At 48.4% G+C, this 16,363-nt stretch carries 23 protein-coding genes; 4 read left to right on the forward strand and 19 right to left on the reverse strand.

Annotated features, from left to right (window positions below; translation table 11 throughout):
• Positions 1-113 precede the first annotated feature (113 nt).
• Both ACBZ72_13255 and ACBZ72_13260 read right to left on the reverse strand, forming a co-directional pair.
• On the reverse strand, positions 114-899 hold the full coding sequence (locus ACBZ72_13255) for a hypothetical protein (protein XES77123.1): 786 nt from the start codon (positions 897-899) through the stop codon (positions 114-116).
• Between the two features lie 71 nt (positions 900-970).
• Positions 971-1,681, reverse strand: coding sequence for a hypothetical protein (locus ACBZ72_13260; GenBank protein XES77124.1), 711 nt, complete (start codon positions 1,679-1,681; stop codon positions 971-973).
• Positions 1,682-2,009: 328 nt separating this feature from the next.
• Here ACBZ72_13260 and ACBZ72_13265 point away from each other — a divergent pair, with 328 nt between their 5' ends.
• Both ACBZ72_13265 and ACBZ72_13270 read left to right on the forward strand, forming a co-directional pair.
• Positions 2,010-2,417, forward strand: a complete 408-nt coding sequence (locus tag ACBZ72_13265) for a PadR family transcriptional regulator (protein XES77125.1) — start codon at positions 2,010-2,012, stop codon at positions 2,415-2,417.
• A gap of 122 nt (positions 2,418-2,539) precedes the next feature.
• The gene (locus ACBZ72_13270) at positions 2,540-3,463 is read left to right on the forward strand and encodes a hypothetical protein (GenBank protein XES77126.1); all 924 of its coding nucleotides are present in this window, start codon (positions 2,540-2,542) and stop codon (positions 3,461-3,463) included.
• Between the two features lie 57 nt (positions 3,464-3,520).
• Here the strand turns inward: ACBZ72_13270 and ACBZ72_13275 are convergent, their stop codons facing one another.
• The 12 genes from ACBZ72_13275 to ACBZ72_13330 all read right to left on the reverse strand — a co-directional run bounded on the left by ACBZ72_13275 (position 3,521) and on the right by ACBZ72_13330 (position 9,216).
• Positions 3,521-3,934 carry a hypothetical protein gene (locus ACBZ72_13275; GenBank protein XES77127.1) on the reverse strand — a complete coding sequence of 138 codons (414 nt, stop codon included), beginning with the start codon at positions 3,932-3,934 and terminating at the stop codon, positions 3,521-3,523.
• Positions 3,935-4,069: 135 nt separating this feature from the next.
• The gene (locus tag ACBZ72_13280) at positions 4,070-4,684 is read right to left on the reverse strand and encodes a hypothetical protein (protein ID XES77128.1); all 615 of its coding nucleotides are present in this window, start codon (positions 4,682-4,684) and stop codon (positions 4,070-4,072) included.
• Positions 4,681-5,166 (reverse strand): hypothetical protein, encoded by a 486-nt coding sequence (locus ACBZ72_13285; protein ID XES77129.1) that lies wholly within the window; start codon positions 5,164-5,166, stop codon positions 4,681-4,683. The genes ACBZ72_13280 and ACBZ72_13285 overlap by 4 nt, the downstream gene beginning before the upstream one ends.
• Positions 5,163-6,230, reverse strand: coding sequence for a hypothetical protein (locus ACBZ72_13290; protein XES77130.1), 1,068 nt, complete (start codon positions 6,228-6,230; stop codon positions 5,163-5,165). The genes ACBZ72_13285 and ACBZ72_13290 overlap by 4 nt, the downstream gene beginning before the upstream one ends.
• Positions 6,214-6,747, reverse strand: coding sequence for a hypothetical protein (locus ACBZ72_13295; protein XES77131.1), 534 nt, complete (start codon positions 6,745-6,747; stop codon positions 6,214-6,216). Before ACBZ72_13295 ends, ACBZ72_13290 begins: the two co-directional genes overlap by 17 nt.
• A gap of 97 nt (positions 6,748-6,844) precedes the next feature.
• Positions 6,845-7,153 (reverse strand): hypothetical protein, encoded by a 309-nt coding sequence (locus ACBZ72_13300; protein ID XES77132.1) that lies wholly within the window; start codon positions 7,151-7,153, stop codon positions 6,845-6,847.
• Positions 7,141-7,470 (reverse strand): hypothetical protein, encoded by a 330-nt coding sequence (locus ACBZ72_13305; GenBank protein XES77133.1) that lies wholly within the window; start codon positions 7,468-7,470, stop codon positions 7,141-7,143. Before ACBZ72_13305 ends, ACBZ72_13300 begins: the two co-directional genes overlap by 13 nt.
• Positions 7,467-7,808, reverse strand: coding sequence for a hypothetical protein (locus ACBZ72_13310; protein XES77134.1), 342 nt, complete (start codon positions 7,806-7,808; stop codon positions 7,467-7,469). Before ACBZ72_13310 ends, ACBZ72_13305 begins: the two co-directional genes overlap by 4 nt.
• Positions 7,805-8,110: a hypothetical protein gene (locus ACBZ72_13315; GenBank protein XES77135.1), complete on the reverse strand. Its 306-nt coding sequence runs from the start codon at positions 8,108-8,110 to the stop codon at positions 7,805-7,807. The genes ACBZ72_13310 and ACBZ72_13315 overlap by 4 nt, the downstream gene beginning before the upstream one ends.
• Before the next feature lies 1 nt (position 8,111).
• Entirely contained in the window at positions 8,112-8,429 is a 318-nt protein-coding gene (locus tag ACBZ72_13320; protein XES77136.1) for a hypothetical protein, read from the reverse strand.
• Between the two features lie 2 nt (positions 8,430-8,431).
• Entirely contained in the window at positions 8,432-8,734 is a 303-nt protein-coding gene (locus tag ACBZ72_13325; protein XES77137.1) for a hypothetical protein, read from the reverse strand.
• Positions 8,731-9,216 carry a hypothetical protein gene (locus ACBZ72_13330; GenBank protein ID XES77138.1) on the reverse strand — a complete coding sequence of 162 codons (486 nt, stop codon included), beginning with the start codon at positions 9,214-9,216 and terminating at the stop codon, positions 8,731-8,733. The genes ACBZ72_13325 and ACBZ72_13330 overlap by 4 nt, the downstream gene beginning before the upstream one ends.
• Before the next feature lie 410 nt (positions 9,217-9,626).
• Between ACBZ72_13330 and ACBZ72_13335 the strand changes: the two genes are divergently transcribed.
• Positions 9,627-9,977, forward strand: coding sequence for a hypothetical protein (locus ACBZ72_13335; GenBank protein ID XES77139.1), 351 nt, complete (start codon positions 9,627-9,629; stop codon positions 9,975-9,977).
• Positions 9,978-9,981: 4 nt separating this feature from the next.
• Here the strand turns inward: ACBZ72_13335 and glp (ACBZ72_13340) are convergent, their stop codons facing one another.
• The 3 genes from glp (ACBZ72_13340) to ACBZ72_13350 form a co-directional block, all read right to left on the reverse strand.
• On the reverse strand, positions 9,982-11,223 hold the full coding sequence (glp, locus tag ACBZ72_13340; protein XES77140.1) for a gephyrin-like molybdotransferase Glp: 1,242 nt from the start codon (positions 11,221-11,223) through the stop codon (positions 9,982-9,984).
• Between the two features lie 10 nt (positions 11,224-11,233).
• Complete coding sequence (gene glp, locus ACBZ72_13345; protein XES77141.1) at positions 11,234-12,472, reverse strand: gephyrin-like molybdotransferase Glp; 1,239 nt, start codon at positions 12,470-12,472, stop codon at positions 11,234-11,236.
• A gap of 109 nt (positions 12,473-12,581) precedes the next feature.
• On the reverse strand, positions 12,582-13,499 hold the full coding sequence (locus ACBZ72_13350) for a TIM barrel protein (GenBank protein XES77142.1): 918 nt from the start codon (positions 13,497-13,499) through the stop codon (positions 12,582-12,584).
• A 203-nt stretch (positions 13,500-13,702) separates the two neighbouring features.
• Here ACBZ72_13350 and ACBZ72_13355 point away from each other — a divergent pair, with 203 nt between their 5' ends.
• The gene (locus ACBZ72_13355) at positions 13,703-14,683 is read left to right on the forward strand and encodes a hypothetical protein (protein ID XES77143.1); all 981 of its coding nucleotides are present in this window, start codon (positions 13,703-13,705) and stop codon (positions 14,681-14,683) included.
• Here ACBZ72_13355 and ACBZ72_13360 read toward each other — a convergent pair.
• Both ACBZ72_13360 and ACBZ72_13365 read right to left on the reverse strand, forming a co-directional pair.
• The gene (locus ACBZ72_13360; protein ID XES77144.1) at positions 14,680-16,038 is read right to left on the reverse strand and encodes a hypothetical protein; all 1,359 of its coding nucleotides are present in this window, start codon (positions 16,036-16,038) and stop codon (positions 14,680-14,682) included. The genes ACBZ72_13355 and ACBZ72_13360 overlap by 4 nt on opposite strands.
• Complete coding sequence (locus ACBZ72_13365; GenBank protein ID XES77145.1) at positions 16,013-16,360, reverse strand: hypothetical protein; 348 nt, start codon at positions 16,358-16,360, stop codon at positions 16,013-16,015. Before ACBZ72_13365 ends, ACBZ72_13360 begins: the two co-directional genes overlap by 26 nt.
• Positions 16,361-16,363: the final 3 nt, after the last annotated feature.

Below are 16,363 nucleotides of genomic sequence, written 5' to 3' on the forward strand. Positions count from 1 at the left end.
AAACTTGCTTGTAAAGATTTCTTATGTCAAGAAAAACTTACAAATCGAGCAGAAAGGAAAAAGATGCAACCAGTATAAAAAGGGGGAGATGTTTGAGTATATGGATTAAGTCCCTATGGGTGCGCAGTGGGCTGGAACAAATTTGTTTGCAGCAGTTTATCCGAGGACACAAGGTCATTATAGAGAAAACCGCTTCCATAACTGCTAAGCTGCACCATATCTTTGGGAGTACTGTTTAATGGGTCTGCAAAGACGAAAACCGAACCGTTTGTTATCGTTACGTAACCAATTCTGTAGATAGTAATTGAGACGGCATTTGGTTCTCCTGCACTGAGCAGCCCCAAGGCACTGCTGGACGAACCGATATATGACGTAATTGAACCAAGAGTGTTAGTTAAAAGCGGAGTTTCGTCGCTCCAATTCAATTTGAAGTTGCCTGCAACGGTGCTATATAGACTAAAGTTGACTAAGTCGGCTACAGATTGAACTAACGTCGATTGGGAAGTATTTGAAAAAGAAGGACTGTAGTTGGTTCCTACAAAGTATGCATGATGTTCTGTAGGGCCTTTGTCTGTGGCAATTTTAATTCCGTAAACCTCGACAGCAGCATCGCATCCACCGATTTGAATGCCTGAAATGGAGTTGATATTTAATCGTATCACAGATGGATACTGGCTGGCTAAATGCATTGCCGTATTAGTTGCGCTGTCGACGTATACGCTTACGTTAGAAGGAGTTGGTCCAACATACGCGTATGCTACGTGAATTTGAAACTGTGTATTGGAAGATGCAAGCCCAATAGGCGCAGCGATCGGCAAATCGGTCTGAGCAGAAAACTGGACAGAAGTCATGGCGAAAGCGAGTGTGATTGGAACAGCAAGCAGGACTGTTGCAATCAAGCATAGTGCAATCCTTCGGCCGTTCTTATTGAGAAAGGGAGAGCTACTTAGCAAATTCTTTCGTTTTGACATTACCAATCCCCACCATTGGCATAATTGTGTGCCGTTAAGAAAGCAAATGGATCTATACCGCCTGGAATATAGCGACCTGGAGGAAGCTGAGTGTAGGCCCAATAATAATAGTAGGTTGTAGATGCGTCGTTATAGTAGAATTGTCCTTCCGTTATTCCTGCGATGGAAGTCCGATCATCAAGATTGGAGTTGTATACCTGCATGCTGACAACACTGCAATAGCCATTCAAAGATTCCCATGTTGCAGTATCTTCATGTGGTAAATAGTAATAGTAACCATTTGTCCACGTTGGGCCAGAATAAATGTTGTAGTTGTTGTAATACTGACTGCCAAGGCCGTAATCAAGACAGTAAGTACCAATCAGCGGTAGCTGTATTGACACTGGGGCGTCGTAGGACGTACTAGTGGAATTTCCAGCAAATCCCATGAAATGCCAGTTTCCGTAATTGTACACAGGGGTTTGACTATTAGTGTCGTAGTAAGCATAAGCACCAAGAGTGACACACATATCTTCGTTGGTGTTGAGGTTAGAATGCACACACTGGGAATATGCGGGAGTATTGCTAGTATCGCTTATATAAGACTCCCTGCTCCAACTGCGACCATAGATGTGGCTTACATCTGCTACTGCAACATGAAATGTCATTGGCAAAGCCATCATCAACATTATGAACGCAACCGCAAATACTGTTATAGTGAATTTCTGCATTTTTTATCACCCGTTTTATTGTTCTTCGGTTCTCTTTCTGTCCTTCGATTAGGGCAAGGCGGTGACACGCCTCCGAACAGTATAGTTCGGGCTGGTTGGCGTGTATGGGCAGAATTCGATTATAGGGTTTCTTGTGTAATAATATTATTAATAATATTATTACTTTTATTCTGAAACCGAACAGTTAAGTTGTGTTTGTGTTAAACAAATGCTTCAAAAGATAATTTCTGCAAAAGGCTTTAATCATTCAACCAACAATTAAATTCAAATCAGCCAAATCAATTTGGAACGCTGGGGGTGTTATTGAATAGAATCTAAAAGCGATATTTTGGAGCGGAGCCTTAAAGCCTTCTTAGATCTGGTCATTTTACGCCTTTTATCTCAACATTGTATGAGTAGCTACGAAATAAACAAAGCACTCACAAAAGAATTCCACGTCATGATTGGCCCAAGCACCATCTACTCCAAACTGTACACACTAGAAAAACAGGGACAAATCCAACGCGTTGAGGGCAGGGTAGGGAAGGTCTACGAGTTAACCGAGCAAGGACAACAAACCATAAGCAACATGCCCCTGATAATTGAGGAAATCTGCGATTCCGCCCAAATACTACTAACCAACCAAACCATCGCATACAGAAAAAACAAAAAGGCAGAAAGTTTAATCCTCTGGGAACGGCGCAGCCTTCTCAAGCTGCAGCAACAGGAAAGTGAGTTTTCAACTTCACATGCCTAACCCTGGCGACTTTGAAAGGAGCGGTGAAACAGAGAAATGCAATACTTTTTCGTGGTGCAACGTTTTTACGCAAAACTTTATTATGTCGCCCAACGTTTTGCATGGTAAATAAGGTGCAAAAGATGAAATTAGGCACATACGTGTTCCTACCCGAGAAGGCTGAAGGTTTTGACTTTCACCTATTCCGCGTTAAACCCGAAGTGGGCAGGCGCATGCCGCCAATGGAAGACATGTACAGTAACATTGCCATCTTCGGAGACAACGTTACCGCACGCAACCACCCCGACTGGATCAGCCAGTCTCCCTTAGGTCCTGCGTGGCGCACAAACAACAACTTTAACGTCCGCTGGGACATCCTCTGCCACACACAACCTGAACACCGCGCTGAACAACTTGACTACATCGAAGATGTCGCACGCCACAGCCCCGGTGTTTGGCTTAACAGCATCCACTTTGCTGAACACGGACACTGCACATGCCCCCGATGCAACGAACTTTGGAAGAAAAGCGGTTTAAGCTGGCTGGAATGGCGACGCAAAGAAGTCACCGATTACATGGCTCAAGTCAGCGAACGCGTCCGCGACCGCGCCAAAAAGAAATTCGTCATCGGCGTTCTGCCCGACCCCGTCACTAGCTACGAACGTTTCGGCATAAACTTTGACGACCTCGCACCCCTAACCGACGAGTTCCTCGTGGTCATGTTCAGCAAGAACTACGCCACTCCATGGTACTGGGAAATGCTCACCCGCTCCTTCAAGAAACTGTTCAGGGAAGTGCCCCTTAACATTTCACTGTACGTTTTCGGTCCAGGCGACGACCCACGCGAAGTAGCTACCCCAAGCGAGTTGCTCACGGTTTCCACCCGCATGACCCGCGCCGGCGTAGACAACATACTCTACCTCACCGAGAAAGCCTCCCAAATGCAGGACTTCCAAAAGGCAGCAGTCGGACTGAAGGACCTTCGCGAACGACTCCGAAGCTACGGCGGTCAACGCGTCCAAGAGTACCAAGACTTGGTTCAGGGCTGGGAAAAAGTAGTCTCGTAAACCCGCAGCACCAAAAAGAAAAACAGGCAGCCCCCTGCCTTTATTTTTTTGTTCTCATTATTGTTTGACCGTTAATGTGGGCGTTGAGCCCTGCAAAACAATTTCCGTGTTATCCAACTTTAACTGCGGCGCAGGTAAATCGGTAAAGGTAGCCTTTGCGTTTTCCGCTTTCAGAGTGTAGGTCAACAAATAGCTTCCGCCAAAACCCTTTTGCTCTTGAAGACTGTTGCTTCCGTCCACCAGCACAAAAGCCTCGGGAATGGGGTCCACAATTTTGACTTCCCGCCCAAACTCCGGAACCACATACCCATGCCAATAAACCATAACCTGCACCTCGACTGTGTCGCCGACGTTTAGTTTGGTGCTGTTGGTTGTTTTCTGGAAGTAGCAGGTAGTCACGTCCGATGCTGGGTTGCTGTAGCGCAGGTAAGTTCTGGCTGCAAAGAAGCTGGCTCCTGCAAGAAGAACCACAACTGCGACGGCTGCAAACGCTTTCAGGTACGGCTTAGGCTTTGGCTTTGGCGTTTGATGTTGGTATGCGTTGCTGGGTTTTTTGGGTAACCAACCCCGAAGGTGCTTAGTTAATCTTTGTTTTGTGTTAATGAGTTAACTCTCCACGTTTTCTTTTGCCTTAAAATGCCTATACAGCAGAAAATTGACCAACACAACTGTGGGAATAAAGACTGCCCAGAAAACCGCCGACACTTCCGAGCTTCTGGTGTACCGGTCCACTAGCCAATGCGCCCCCAAGAAAGTGCCAACCATAACCGCATTTACCACGGCGGTTAGTTGGACAGCTTTGATTTCCTTTTCGGTTCGAGCTTTGGGCGTGAACCAGTCTCCGCGGTACCTTAGCCACTTGGAGCCCTCAACGTTAAGCCTTAAACCCCACAGAGTAAAAACAAAAAGAGACGCCACAATGAGTGCCAACGCCGCCGCCAACATAACCCCGCCTTCAACCGTGATTGGCGACGTGTAACCCCAAACTGGGTTGGCTTTAGGCGAGTAGAACTGGGGAAAAACGTAGTACGGAACCACCAACAAAAGCAATCCTGCAAAAAGGGTTCCAAACGCGGAGGCGCCCAGAACCTGTGTGGGTACGGCTCGGGGTTTGGGCTTGGGGTTAACTTGGGTGGCACGGGTTTTTTGTATTTCTGGGCGGGTCGGCTCTTTGGGCAGCCAACCTCTGAGTCGATTCTTTAAGCGATTCTTTGACTTCACCTACACTCCTCCATACCTGTTTGCTTCTTGAATTCCCTCAACAGTAAATTGTTAACCAAAAACAGTGCCAACAAAAGAATAATCCACAAGCCCAGCTTTACCTCGCCGCTTTTGATGATTGGGTTAATCAGGAAATATGTTCCCAAGAGAACGCTCACCATAGCTACGTTAGCCCCCGCAATTATTCCGGCTGCTCTTCTTCCCTTTTCCGTCAAAGGTTTGTTTTGAATAGGCTTTCTGAACAATACATTAACAACAATTGCTGTCAAAACTCCAATCGGCGCCGCCACAAGAGTAACGTAATCATTCCCCAACCCTAAACCATACATCACGGCAACGGCAGCAAACACTGCGACGAAACTAGCCATGAAAAGGATGTAGCCTCTTTTTGGCTGCTGGCTTGCTTGGGCGAGGACAGGTTTTGCGCGCGCAGGCTCTTGGGGAAGCCAGCTACGACAGAACTCTTCCAACCGTTTCCTCAAACTTCTACCCCTCCAACCTCAAGCTGATCCCTCCACAGGTTCCCAAAAACGGGGTCCGCAAATCCCGCTTCCACCGCGACGTTTATGGCGAAATGGGCGTCTTGGGGGACCCACAAGTCAGTTGAGAACGTTTCGGCTTTTTGGGGGTTAAGCGTTGACTCTGCCCAGCTGATGTTAGTTTTTGTATCATAATTTGTTTGTATTGTTTCAGGGTTTCCAATGTACAGGGTTGCTATGCCTAACCCTATCGCAAACGGGGATGCAGGATTGGAGTGTGGTAGCCACCCGTTTGTCGTGGATTCATTTGGGGCATTTGTCGATACGTTTACGGCTGCGTAGTTGAAGTTTGTTTCTGGACAGCGCAGGGTTATTTCTAGATAGTAGTAGTCTTTTTTGGGGTCAAGGTCACTGTACTGGTACACTTTGGTAGTGACGACAAATCCGTCGTTGTTGCTTGTTTGGGTGTGGTTTTGCATTAACGTTTTGGAGGGGTTGATTGTCTGGGCATTCACGATGGCGATTGCTGGCGCAAAGGTGGCAACACACAAAACCACCAGCAGTAGCGCTGCTGGAACCGCCTTAACTGCTTGGGGCGTTTTGCCTTCGCGAAGAATAACCAAGTACGCAATTAACACAACCTCCAGTGGCCACGCTGCTCTTAGCGGAAGCACATAGAACACAACAAGCGACGCTGCCAAGAACACAATGGCTATGTTTATCCACCGTTTTTGGTTGGTAAGCAAGCCTGCGCCCACCACAAACAAGCCCGCCCCGTCAACGACCGCAACTGCAGCCATCACAAACCTCAAGTCAAACGGCAAATATCCCAACTGCGCGGTCTGCTGGCTTAGGGCGAGTATGGCGCCAACCCCGAATACCCAAAGCAGACCCACAACAATTTTCAAACCCAACGGCGTTTGAGTGAACAAAGTGCGAGGCGTTTTCTTGTTTGGTGAGTTTGGGGAACTCGCTTTTCGGGGCAACGCGGGTTCTTGGGGCAGCCACCCTCGAACACGCGCCTCTACACGTTTTTTATTGTCCCTGTTTTCACACGTTTTCTTCAAAGTGTTTTTTCCCCAGTTTTTTTAAGACTTGGTCGCTTGCAAATGCTCCGATGGCAAAAAGCAGAATGAGCGATACCCAGACGTAAACGGACAGCAATGGACCAAAAAGCAATCTGAATGTGACTCCAACTGCCAATGCAGTGACCAGCCCCGAACAAATTATAATCCTTATTCTGTGCTCTTTTGGATGCCGCCTGTAGTACTCTCGACCGAAGGCAAAATACAAGGCGATGGCTACTCCCGCGTAGACTATTGTCAGAACATGGCGGTACCCAGAGTTTTCTGCGATAAACGGTACATAGAACAAGATTACTGCGGCAACAATAAGCGTTAAAACTGTAATCACTCCTACGTACCGCAAACCTTTCATCACTTTGCTTGGCGCTTCAGCCACATTTACATTATCCTTTCGCTGTTTTCGTCCTTCTCTTAGCCAGTTACGGTTAACGTTTCGTCGCGCCTTTAACGTACCCCTGTTCCTGTCATCTTCTGCTGCTTTTCTTTGTGTACCGCCCAACCTTAAACCCCTACCATATTCCAAATTACTCCACAAACAGCCACAGGCCAAATGTAAACGCCAATCCCGTTGGTCCCGCTTTCTTGTCTTCATTTCCTCACTCTAAGCCCCTTTTTTTAATTCTTTCCTCTGTTAACCAACCAACGGAAAAACTAGCAGTAAACAGCAAGGCCTCAAAGATGTGCGTGTAAACATACGTCATGCCTGAATGGATTCCACTGGGTCCACTGTAACCGATAAGAAAGTAACTAAGCGCCCTTAAAGAAACAAAAACGGTGCCGCCCGCTCCTAAGCCAGCTAAGGCGGCGTAACTTCTGCGTTGGGTGTTGAGTTGGTGTGGGTTTTGTTGTCCTTTGGGGAACCATCCGTGGATTCGGTTTTTCAAGTTAACCTTTAAGGTTCCCACAGTTTTGCCTCCTTCTGTTTTTCCCTTTGGTATATCCAGGTGAAAATCAGGGCGCCTCCAATGCCGACAGCCATGCTGGTAATTAAATTCCAGTAAACGCCATACTGCGAGGTCAAATTCAGAAAACTTCCCAGCATCCAGAGCAGACCCCCAGCGAGGGCGCCTCCTAAAATGAGTGCGATGTATGCCGCCATAGCTTTGCGGGTGGGGAAAAACCTGTAATGCACCTTTTGCTGGGTGATTGATACGTTAGCCTCTTTAGGAAGCCAGCCACGTACTTGTCTTTTCACGTTTTCTAAGTGTTTGAGTTGCTTCATGGGAGCAACCTCGGGTCTGTTGTATTTTGGTTCCTCTTGGGGTATCTGTAGAGCAGAAAATTTACTGAACTCAAAGACACCAAGAAAACACTCCACGAACCAGCGGCGTATTCCATGTTTTTGTTATGGGGGTCAATCAGCAAGTGGGCAAGCAAGAACAGGTTCACAATGACTGCGTTAGCCACTGTGCTGCGTTTGAAGATTTTTCTCTGTGCATCGCTCTCGGTTGCAGTTTTTTGACCTTTCATGACTGTTTTCGATTCTTGTCCGTCACACAGAGAAGGTGCCTTAGGCAGCCAGCCTTGAATGCGGTTTTGCAGACTTTTCAACAGGCTCATGTTTGTTTTCTCCTTTGGTGCTCTTCTTTGCGTTTAACCAGAAACGGAACTGTCGCCACTACACCCCAGACTGAGCCTTCCACAGTTGCATACCAGAGATAGGAGCCTATGCCGTGGGTTAAACCTGCGATGTCTCCGAAGACTAAAAGCGTTGCACTTACCCCCGCACCTGCAACAATCGCTCTCGCGGTCCATCGAATCATGGCGGGATACTTTTCTGCGGGGTTTTGGGGTGGTGATGCGACATACTCTTTGGGGAGCCAACCTTGGATTCGACTCTGAAGATGCTTTTTTTGGTTCATTTTATTCTCCCTTTTGGGCTTGTTTTTTGAAGTGCCAGTACACTACTAAGTTAACAAAAAACAGCGACGGTATGAAAATTGCCCAGAAGACCGCTGAAACCTCAGAGCTCCGAGTGTACGCATCCGCCGTCCAATGAGCAGCCAAGAAGGTTCCCAGCATGGCTCCGTCTGCGACCATGGTGATTTTGAAGGCGCGCCTTTCCCACGACGGCATCTCTTTACGCGTTGGTTCCGCGGCTTTGCGTTGGGGACTGGGCAAACAGGGCTCTTTGGGGAGCCAGCCTCTAAGGCGGTTTTCGAGGGCTTTTAGAGCATTCATTTTTAGTGCTCCTTTTTAGTGTGCCTCAAAACTGCCGTAAACGCCGCAGCCGCTACACAGGCAACCACGATGAATAGTGAAACGTACCCTCCGAGCCCTGAAAAAAGACCTAACCCCAAAGCGGCATCCGCTGCACCTAAAAAGGCGCCTGCAAAGCCTAGTCCCAGAATCGAAGTCCCCAATCGAATGTTTGCTGTTGATGTCTTGTGGCTGTTTGTCTGCTGGAGGCTGGGTATTTTTTGCTCTTTAGGAAGCCAACCGCGGAGCAAACTCTCAATACGGCGTAGGTCCTTTCGAGCAGTCATGTTTTCAACTCCGGTATTAGTTGACCAAAGATTTGGGTTGCCAGCTTGGCGGGGTGCATTTCTTGGGCGCCCTCGATTTGGATGCCTCTTTCTTTGGCTACCTGTAGCAGGTATTCGCGGGTTTGCTGTAGAAAGTCTTCGCTGAGGGTTTCTTCTTCGGGGTTGTCGTGCCAGTACCAGACTTTGATGCCGTGGCTGGTGGTGTAGGTGACGACGGCTTTGCGGTTGAGGGCGGGGTGGTAGCCGAGGAGCACGGCGTTTTGGGCGTTTAGGCGGGTGACTTGGAGTTCGTTGACTTGGGCAACTTCGAGGAGGGCTTTGCTGATTTTTGCTTCTGCCGCCAGCCTTGTTTGGTTGATGTATTGGCGGCTGGTTTTGAGTTTTTCTGCTATGGCGGCGATGGAGTTCCCTGCGCTGGTTAGCGACCAGACTGCCATCTGTTTGGGGCTGAGGGGTGAGGCGAAGGAGTAATTGGGCTTCATAACCAACACACTGTAAATAGTCAAATGTTTACAATTATTTAAGGTTACCGAAACAAACTCCACAAACCCAAACAAACCCGAATCTATTTGCCGCCTATTAGCATCCAAATAACAATTCTATGCAGAACCTATAGAGGGGAGGGTCGACACAGACATTTTCCCAGCCAACCATGTCAAAAACGAAAAGCATAGAGGGATAGGGGTACGTAAAGGTAGCTAACCTACCTGTATACCTTGAAGGATGAAGCAGGCAATAACGGGAGACGCAACGGCAAGCAACTGAACCTTAACCTTTTCGCCCGCCTCTAGCTGGCAAAGACCATCAAACAAGACCTTTGCTGCCCCCGGCGATTTGGATACATTAAATTTATTAGTGTACACCCCAATGCATATGCTAAAGGCGAACACAAGTGCAAGTTGCATCAAAGCTCAAAACCCAACCAAAAACCACACTGGCAAGCATAGCATTCTACGGCATCGCAGGCATAATCCTGCTTATCCTGTTGCCCCTCAGCGGTTTCCCACCCCACATCGGCTTAACTGGCATCGCAAGCCTCGCAGCCGCATACGGACTCTTCATGGACCGCAAATGGGCAAAATGGCTTGTTGTAATCCTGTTCTTTGTCGCAACAACCTTCACCTTCTACACGCTATACTACATCATAGCCATAGACACCGTTGCATCCGCAGGCATGATTGCCTACACCGCACTAACCTGGATATTTACGGTTCTGGTGCTCAGAAAACAACCCCAATTCTAACTTTTCAGGTTCTTTCCTTAAACAACCAAACCCGAACTTCCTCATCAGCATCAATAAACTGCTGATTATCCGGAATCTCCAAAAAACCATCCGCCTTCGTCAACGTCGTTATTGCACCAGAACCACCTGACTCCACAGGCTTAGCCACCCAACCCTTTACGCCGTCCGAAACAAGCGAAACCGTAACAAACGTGCGTCTACCCTTCGCTGCAAACATTCGCCGCCAAGCAACCGCCCTCACCGAAGGCACATCACCCGGCAACCTGCCGCACATAACCTGCAGAATTGGTCTAGCTAACAAATGGAAAACCAGCAACGCCGAAGTCGGATGACCCGGAAAAGAAAACACTGGCTTATCCCCAATTAACGCCACCGTCACTGGCTTGCCTGGCTTAATTGCAACGCCCGAAAGAAAAACCCCCGGTTCCCCCAACGAATCCACCATCGACGGAACAAGGTCTTTAGGACCCACCGAAACACCACCCGACGTCAAAACCATATCCGCCAACAACAAAGCCTTCTTCAAACCCCGACGCAAAGGCATCTTCTCGTCAGGAACCACACCCGCATAAACCGCATCGGCGCCACATTCCCGAACCGCCGTGCACAAACTGTAAGCGTTTATGTCGTAGATTTTGGCTGGCGGCAACGGCTTTCCCGGTTCGGTGACTTCTCCGCCTGTGGAAAGAACCGCCACTGTGGGAACCTTAAAAACTCTGACTTTAGCGTTGCCTAAAGCCGCTAACGCGCCGATTTCGCGGCTGCCCAAAACCACCCCTGCCCCAAGCACGGTTGCACCCTGTTTTATGTCGGAGCCTTTTTTCATAACATTCTCGTTTGGGGTTACACTGCGAAAAACCAAAAGCGTATCCTTTTCTTTTTGGGTTTCTTCAACCATGACCACCGCATCGGCGCCTTCAGGGATGGGCGCGCCCGTGACGATTTCGGCGGCTTCACCCTCTGAAACCTTAACTTGAGGTGGTTCGCCGATGCCCACAAAACCGCACACCTTAAGCTGCACAGGCTGGTTTTCGTCTGCACCAAACGTGTTTTGGGCTTTAACCGCGTAGCCGTCAACGGTTGAACGGTTAAACGGCGGAATATCCAGCTTGCTGGTCATGTCTTCGGCTAACACGCGGCTGTAAGCTTGCAGCAGCGAAATTTTTTGGGTGCCCAACGGTTTAGGCTGCAGCTTCTGCCAGAGAATCTGTTTTGCTTCGTTGAAGGTGACCAGTTTCCTAAACATGCCGCTTCACCTATACCTCGTCAAACAAGTGCACCGTGACTTTTTCGCCTTCCGCCAAGCCCTCACGGTTTTCGGAAACAATCACGTAGCCGTTGGCTTTGGTCATGGTGCTCAGGTTTCCTGAACCCTTCGCGCTGACGGGCTCCGCAACATAGTCCCCGTTTTGCGTAACGACATGAACCCGCACAAAACTTTTCCTGCCCAAGGCAGTGGCGATTCTTCGGGTCATGACCGCTTTCAGGGTTGGTCGGGGCTCTTCCTTCTTCAAACCTGACAACTTGCAAATTAGTGGCCTAGCAAACACTTCAAAGCCTGTGATTGCCGCAACGGGGTTGCCGCTGAGAACCATCACGGGTTTGCCCTCCAAGATAGCAAGGGCGGTGGGCATTGCGGGACGCATGGCAACTCCATGAACCACTATGCCTGGCGCGCCTACTTTGTTCACGGCTTCGGGCACCAGGTCTAATCCGCCAACGCTGGTTCCGCCCGTGGTTATGACGGCATCCGCGATTTTGAGCCCAATGGTTATGGCTTGTGCGATTTCGTCCACGTTGTCTTTTGATAAACCTAAATCGAGAGGTTCAGCATCTAATTCGTAGCACATGCTTGTGAGCATGATGCGGTTGGATTCCCAAACCTGTTTTGCGCCGCGTTTGTCCCCGCTTTTGGCAAGTTCGTTTCCTGTGGCTACGATGGCGATTTTGGGTTTTTCAATCACTTTAACTTCACTATTCCCCAGCGCGGCAAGAAACGCCAAATGATAAGGTCTGAGTCTGGTGCCTGCTTCCACGGCAACTTTGCCTTTTTTGATGTCTTCGCCTTGACGCATAACATTGTCAAAAGGGGCTGCTTGAGTCCACACCTCGATTTTAGCGTTCACAGGCTTGGTTTTCTCCACCATGACCACTGCGTTAGCGCCTTTTGGAAGGGGGTTTCCTGTCCAAACCTGCTTGCCCTGACGATGCGCAGTGTCGGTTAATGCGTCTTCTTCAGTTAAACGGAAAAGAAGCGGTTTGGTTTCGGATGCGCCAGTGGTGTCTTCAGCTCGAACTGCGTAGCCGTCAACAGCTGAACGGTTAAATCTGGGCAGGTCTTCGGCTGCAATTATGTCTTCGGCTAACACGCGGTTGTAGGCTTCAGTTAAGGGAATGGTGGTTTCTCTGCAGGGTTTGGGCTGCAAGGCGTCAAACCACGTTTGTAACGCTTCATAGGTAAATGTAAGTTTTTGGAATCCCTTCGTTTTCGACAAACCAGCTCACACACAAGCCATTAGCAAGTTTCACATAAAAAAGTGTATCGCAACAAAACCGAATCCCCATAGCCGCTTAGACGTTGTCCCCCCTAATGCTTGAAAAAGGCTACATGCCCCCTTTATGTAGAGACGGTGTTACTGTCTGGTTTGAGGCGACTTCTTTGTTTTCGATGTTTGCCAAGATTCTTTTCATTTTGGCGGCATCAGCATCCTGCACGGCAGTTTCACAAATCACCACAGGACGCAGCTTAAACTCCGAGATAACCTCAGCGAGATTTTCAAATTCAGGTCCGTATCCCGATTCGTCAAGAATGTGATGACGCTTTTCGCCTGACTTGTAAGTGAACTCTATTTTACTAAAGTGACAATGCATGTTCCGCACCACCTCGGTGCCCAGCTTCTCCTCGGCTTCGACAACAATTTTGCGGAAATCCTCCACCGACCGCAATCCGCCGCCCGTCCGAGCATGCAAATGTGACCAGTCAATCACCAACTGCGTCCCCTCGACCTGCTGGCAGACCGCCAAAATTTCGTCTAAGCTGCCAAACTGGCTGTGGCGCCCCATCGTTTCAGGACCCAACTTCACCTTCGTGATGCCCCTGCTTTTGAGGGTTTCCGAAACCTCCGTCACTGCTTGGACACATTTCTTGAGCGATTCCGCTTTGCCGTTGTTGCCGTAGTAACCCGCATGAAAAACCACCACGTACGCGTCCATCCATTGGGCTGCTTGGGCACACGCGATTAGCCGCCGTTTGCTGGCTTCTGCAACATCCTTTTCGCCCAGCAGGTTGATGAAGTAGGACCCATGCAAACTTAGCTGTACATCATACCGTTTTGCCTCTTCGCCTAAGGCTTGGGCGTCTTGCTGTTTCATCTGCGGCACTTGCCCCCACCGCACCGCGGCGTACTCAAAAGCATCCAGTTCTTCAACACTCAGCAGCTTAGGTACGTCGACGAGTTTGGCACCCATCTCCCTGAAAATGCGGGGTACACCTGCGGGTCCAAAACGGGTGTGGTCAGCCATGCCGGTTCCTTCTTGAGTGTTAGCCCAAGAATGGTTTGCCTCCTAAAAGATGTATTCCCCATTGATTTTCCAAAACTTTGCTTGGTTGACTTTCTATGTTCTTCTTTTCACGGGCTTTTTTGCGTAATATTGATTTAAACACAGTTAAAATTAAAAGTAACGTTATCGTGAAACATAGTTGAATGGGGATCGGTTCGGGGAAAATGGGCAAAGCTGAGACAAAGGGCTCCAGTAAACCAAACGAAGACTACGATGAGCAAGCTTTGTTAAGTAAATTTTTAAGTGGCGACCTCAAAACCCTTGACCCCACCTACGACCCAAGCACGGGATATCATTATCCGCCTGTGGAAGCTGCCGTCGGTGATTCTGCTAAAGTGCAGTCTCTTTTAGAAAAATTAACAGAAGAGGGGACGCTTGAGCGGAAACTCTTTGACAAAGTCATCTTCTGCCCTCATTGTGGGTCTTCAGGTATAAACTTCCGTTACTGCTGTCCCTTCTGCAAGTCTTTTAATATCAAAAAGAGCAGCCTTATCGAGCACGTCAAATGTGGCTACATGGACTTAGAAGAGAACTTCCTCAAAGATACCAACAAAATGATTTGCCCCAAATGCGGCGAAGAACTTGTTAAGTTGGATGTCGATTTCCGAAAAGCTGGCATGTGGTGTGCTTGTAAGGAATGTGGCAAAAACTTTGACATACCCGTTCCTGAGCATTACTGTACTACTTGCCATTCGACCAGTAATTTTGAGCAGTCACCCATAAAAGACGTTTACTCATACACCCTAAGTGCGGCGGCGAAGGAAAAAATGTCTTCAGACATGTTTCTGGTTGCCCCCACACGGGACTTGCTCATAAAAGAAGGCTTCCAAGTTGAAAGCCCCGCGTACCTAACGGGAAAATCAGGTGCCAAACACAGCTTCAATTTGGCGGCGTACAGCCAAGACAAATCCAAAATCATAGTGGTTGACTTGGCTTTTTCGGATGGAGGCTTAGTTTCCGAGCAGCCAGTCATTGCTTTGTTTGCAAAAACCTTTGATGTTTCCCCAACCAAGGCTTTTCTGCTGGCAATTCCCAAACTCAACGAAAACGCCCGAAAAATGGCTGACCTCTACAGCATCCAAGCCATCGACGCAAGCAGCCAAGCTGAAGCCGTTGCCGCCCTAAAACAGAAACTTGAAAACTAGTTTCCGGCGTAAACGAATACGTTTCCTCTTTCTGTAACCAATTTCACCACAAACTTCTCGGAAGGCAACGCTATATCCTCCAGCAAATTGGTCATTGCTTCTCCCGAATTGAAGTAAACATTTCTTGCGTACCGTGTGTGAACGGTCGCGGTGTCTACCCATAAGGCTACTACGTGCACGGTTTGTGGGCTGGTGTTTATTATTTCAAGTTGAAACTCGCTGCTCAAAACTGTGGTTACAGCGAAATAATCTATCGAACAGTCTGTTTGATCCGTGCCTAAGCCGCCACTGAAAAACCTGACTTGGACCTCGCCTGTGGCTGAGTGCACATAAGTGGTTGGCACCTCCAAAACGTAGTCATTCCACGCTCCAGCGGTGGCAGGCTCATTTCCGTTTGCGTTGTCAAAGCCGCTGCTGCTCCATGTTGAAGTAGCCCAATCGTAGGCTTGGATGTACCATGTTTCGCCGACGCTGGACACGTTGTATCTGAGTTGGATTTGAATTGTTTCCATCTGGCTTAACGGGTACGTTTGTAAATCCACAAGGAAACTGTTCCTTATGTCAAGCGAGTACAAACTTGCAACGGAGTATGTGGCTTCAATTCGTATCCAATCAACTTTCACGGCGCCACTGGCGCTATGTACATGGGTCAATCTGGCTGCGATGTCATTTACCTCCTCAGAAGTCCATGTAGTCCATGCCGTAACGTCCACTGTATATGTTGTTTCTTCTTGTGTTAACGAAAACACTTCCGCTTGACCGATAAAGCTGGAGCCTCCGTTGATAGAAACTTCAACTTGCATGTCATCGTTTTTTGTCTGATTCGCATCCACCAATATCAACACTTGAGTTACTGTAACTCCAGTAGGTAACGTGAAGCCGAATCCGCCGTAGACCTGCTGCTCGTCTTTGTCGGTAGAGCTAGTGTAGCCGCCTCCATCTGTGTACGCTTCAGTGGGGCTAACCCATGTTCCTGAAGTTGAACTTGGACTCTTAACGTTCGTTACTTCTTGACTGCCCGTTCCCGATTCCTGCCTGAACGTTTCAAATCCTGCACCCAACGACTGAGTATCCGAGTAATCTCCACTTTGAACTTCACCAGCCATAAGCGTAAAATCCTTTTGAACTGTGAACGGCGAAGACGTTTGAGTGGTTTCTTGAACTCTGCTCAGAGTGAGTGTTTCCCGCATTCTCTCCATGTCCAGTTGGTTCATCTGAAAACTTGCCAAAAAAACGTTACCAACAATAATAATTATCAGGACAAGGCTAAGCATGACTGTAATGACCGTGCTGATTGCCCGCTTGTCTTTTCGGAAGCGGTTTAACCGGTTAAGGTGCTTGGTAATAGTCTGCAATGTGCAGCCCCCTTGATGTAACTATATCTATGTAGTAGAGTTCTCCCGGCGTCCAATTGTACTCGATGGTTAATGCATAACTTCGGTCTACTTCCAGTGCAGGCAACTCCTCAAAATCGGTGTTGGCGTTGTTAATGTAAACTCGGGCAAAGTTCACGTCTACTTTGCCCACGTTGTGCACGTAAACCGAAATTGAGGTTGCAGAGTTAAACCAAACATCCTCGGTTATGACGCGTTCACTCATGTTTTCCCGCATGCTAGAGGTAATCACGTAAGTTGCTGAGGTTGCGATGGACATGGCTGAGACCGCAATAACCACCAACAG

This window comes from Candidatus Bathyarchaeia archaeon (assembly GCA_041447175.1).
Taxonomy (GTDB): domain Archaea; phylum Thermoproteota; class Bathyarchaeia; order Bathyarchaeales; family Bathycorpusculaceae; genus JADGNF01.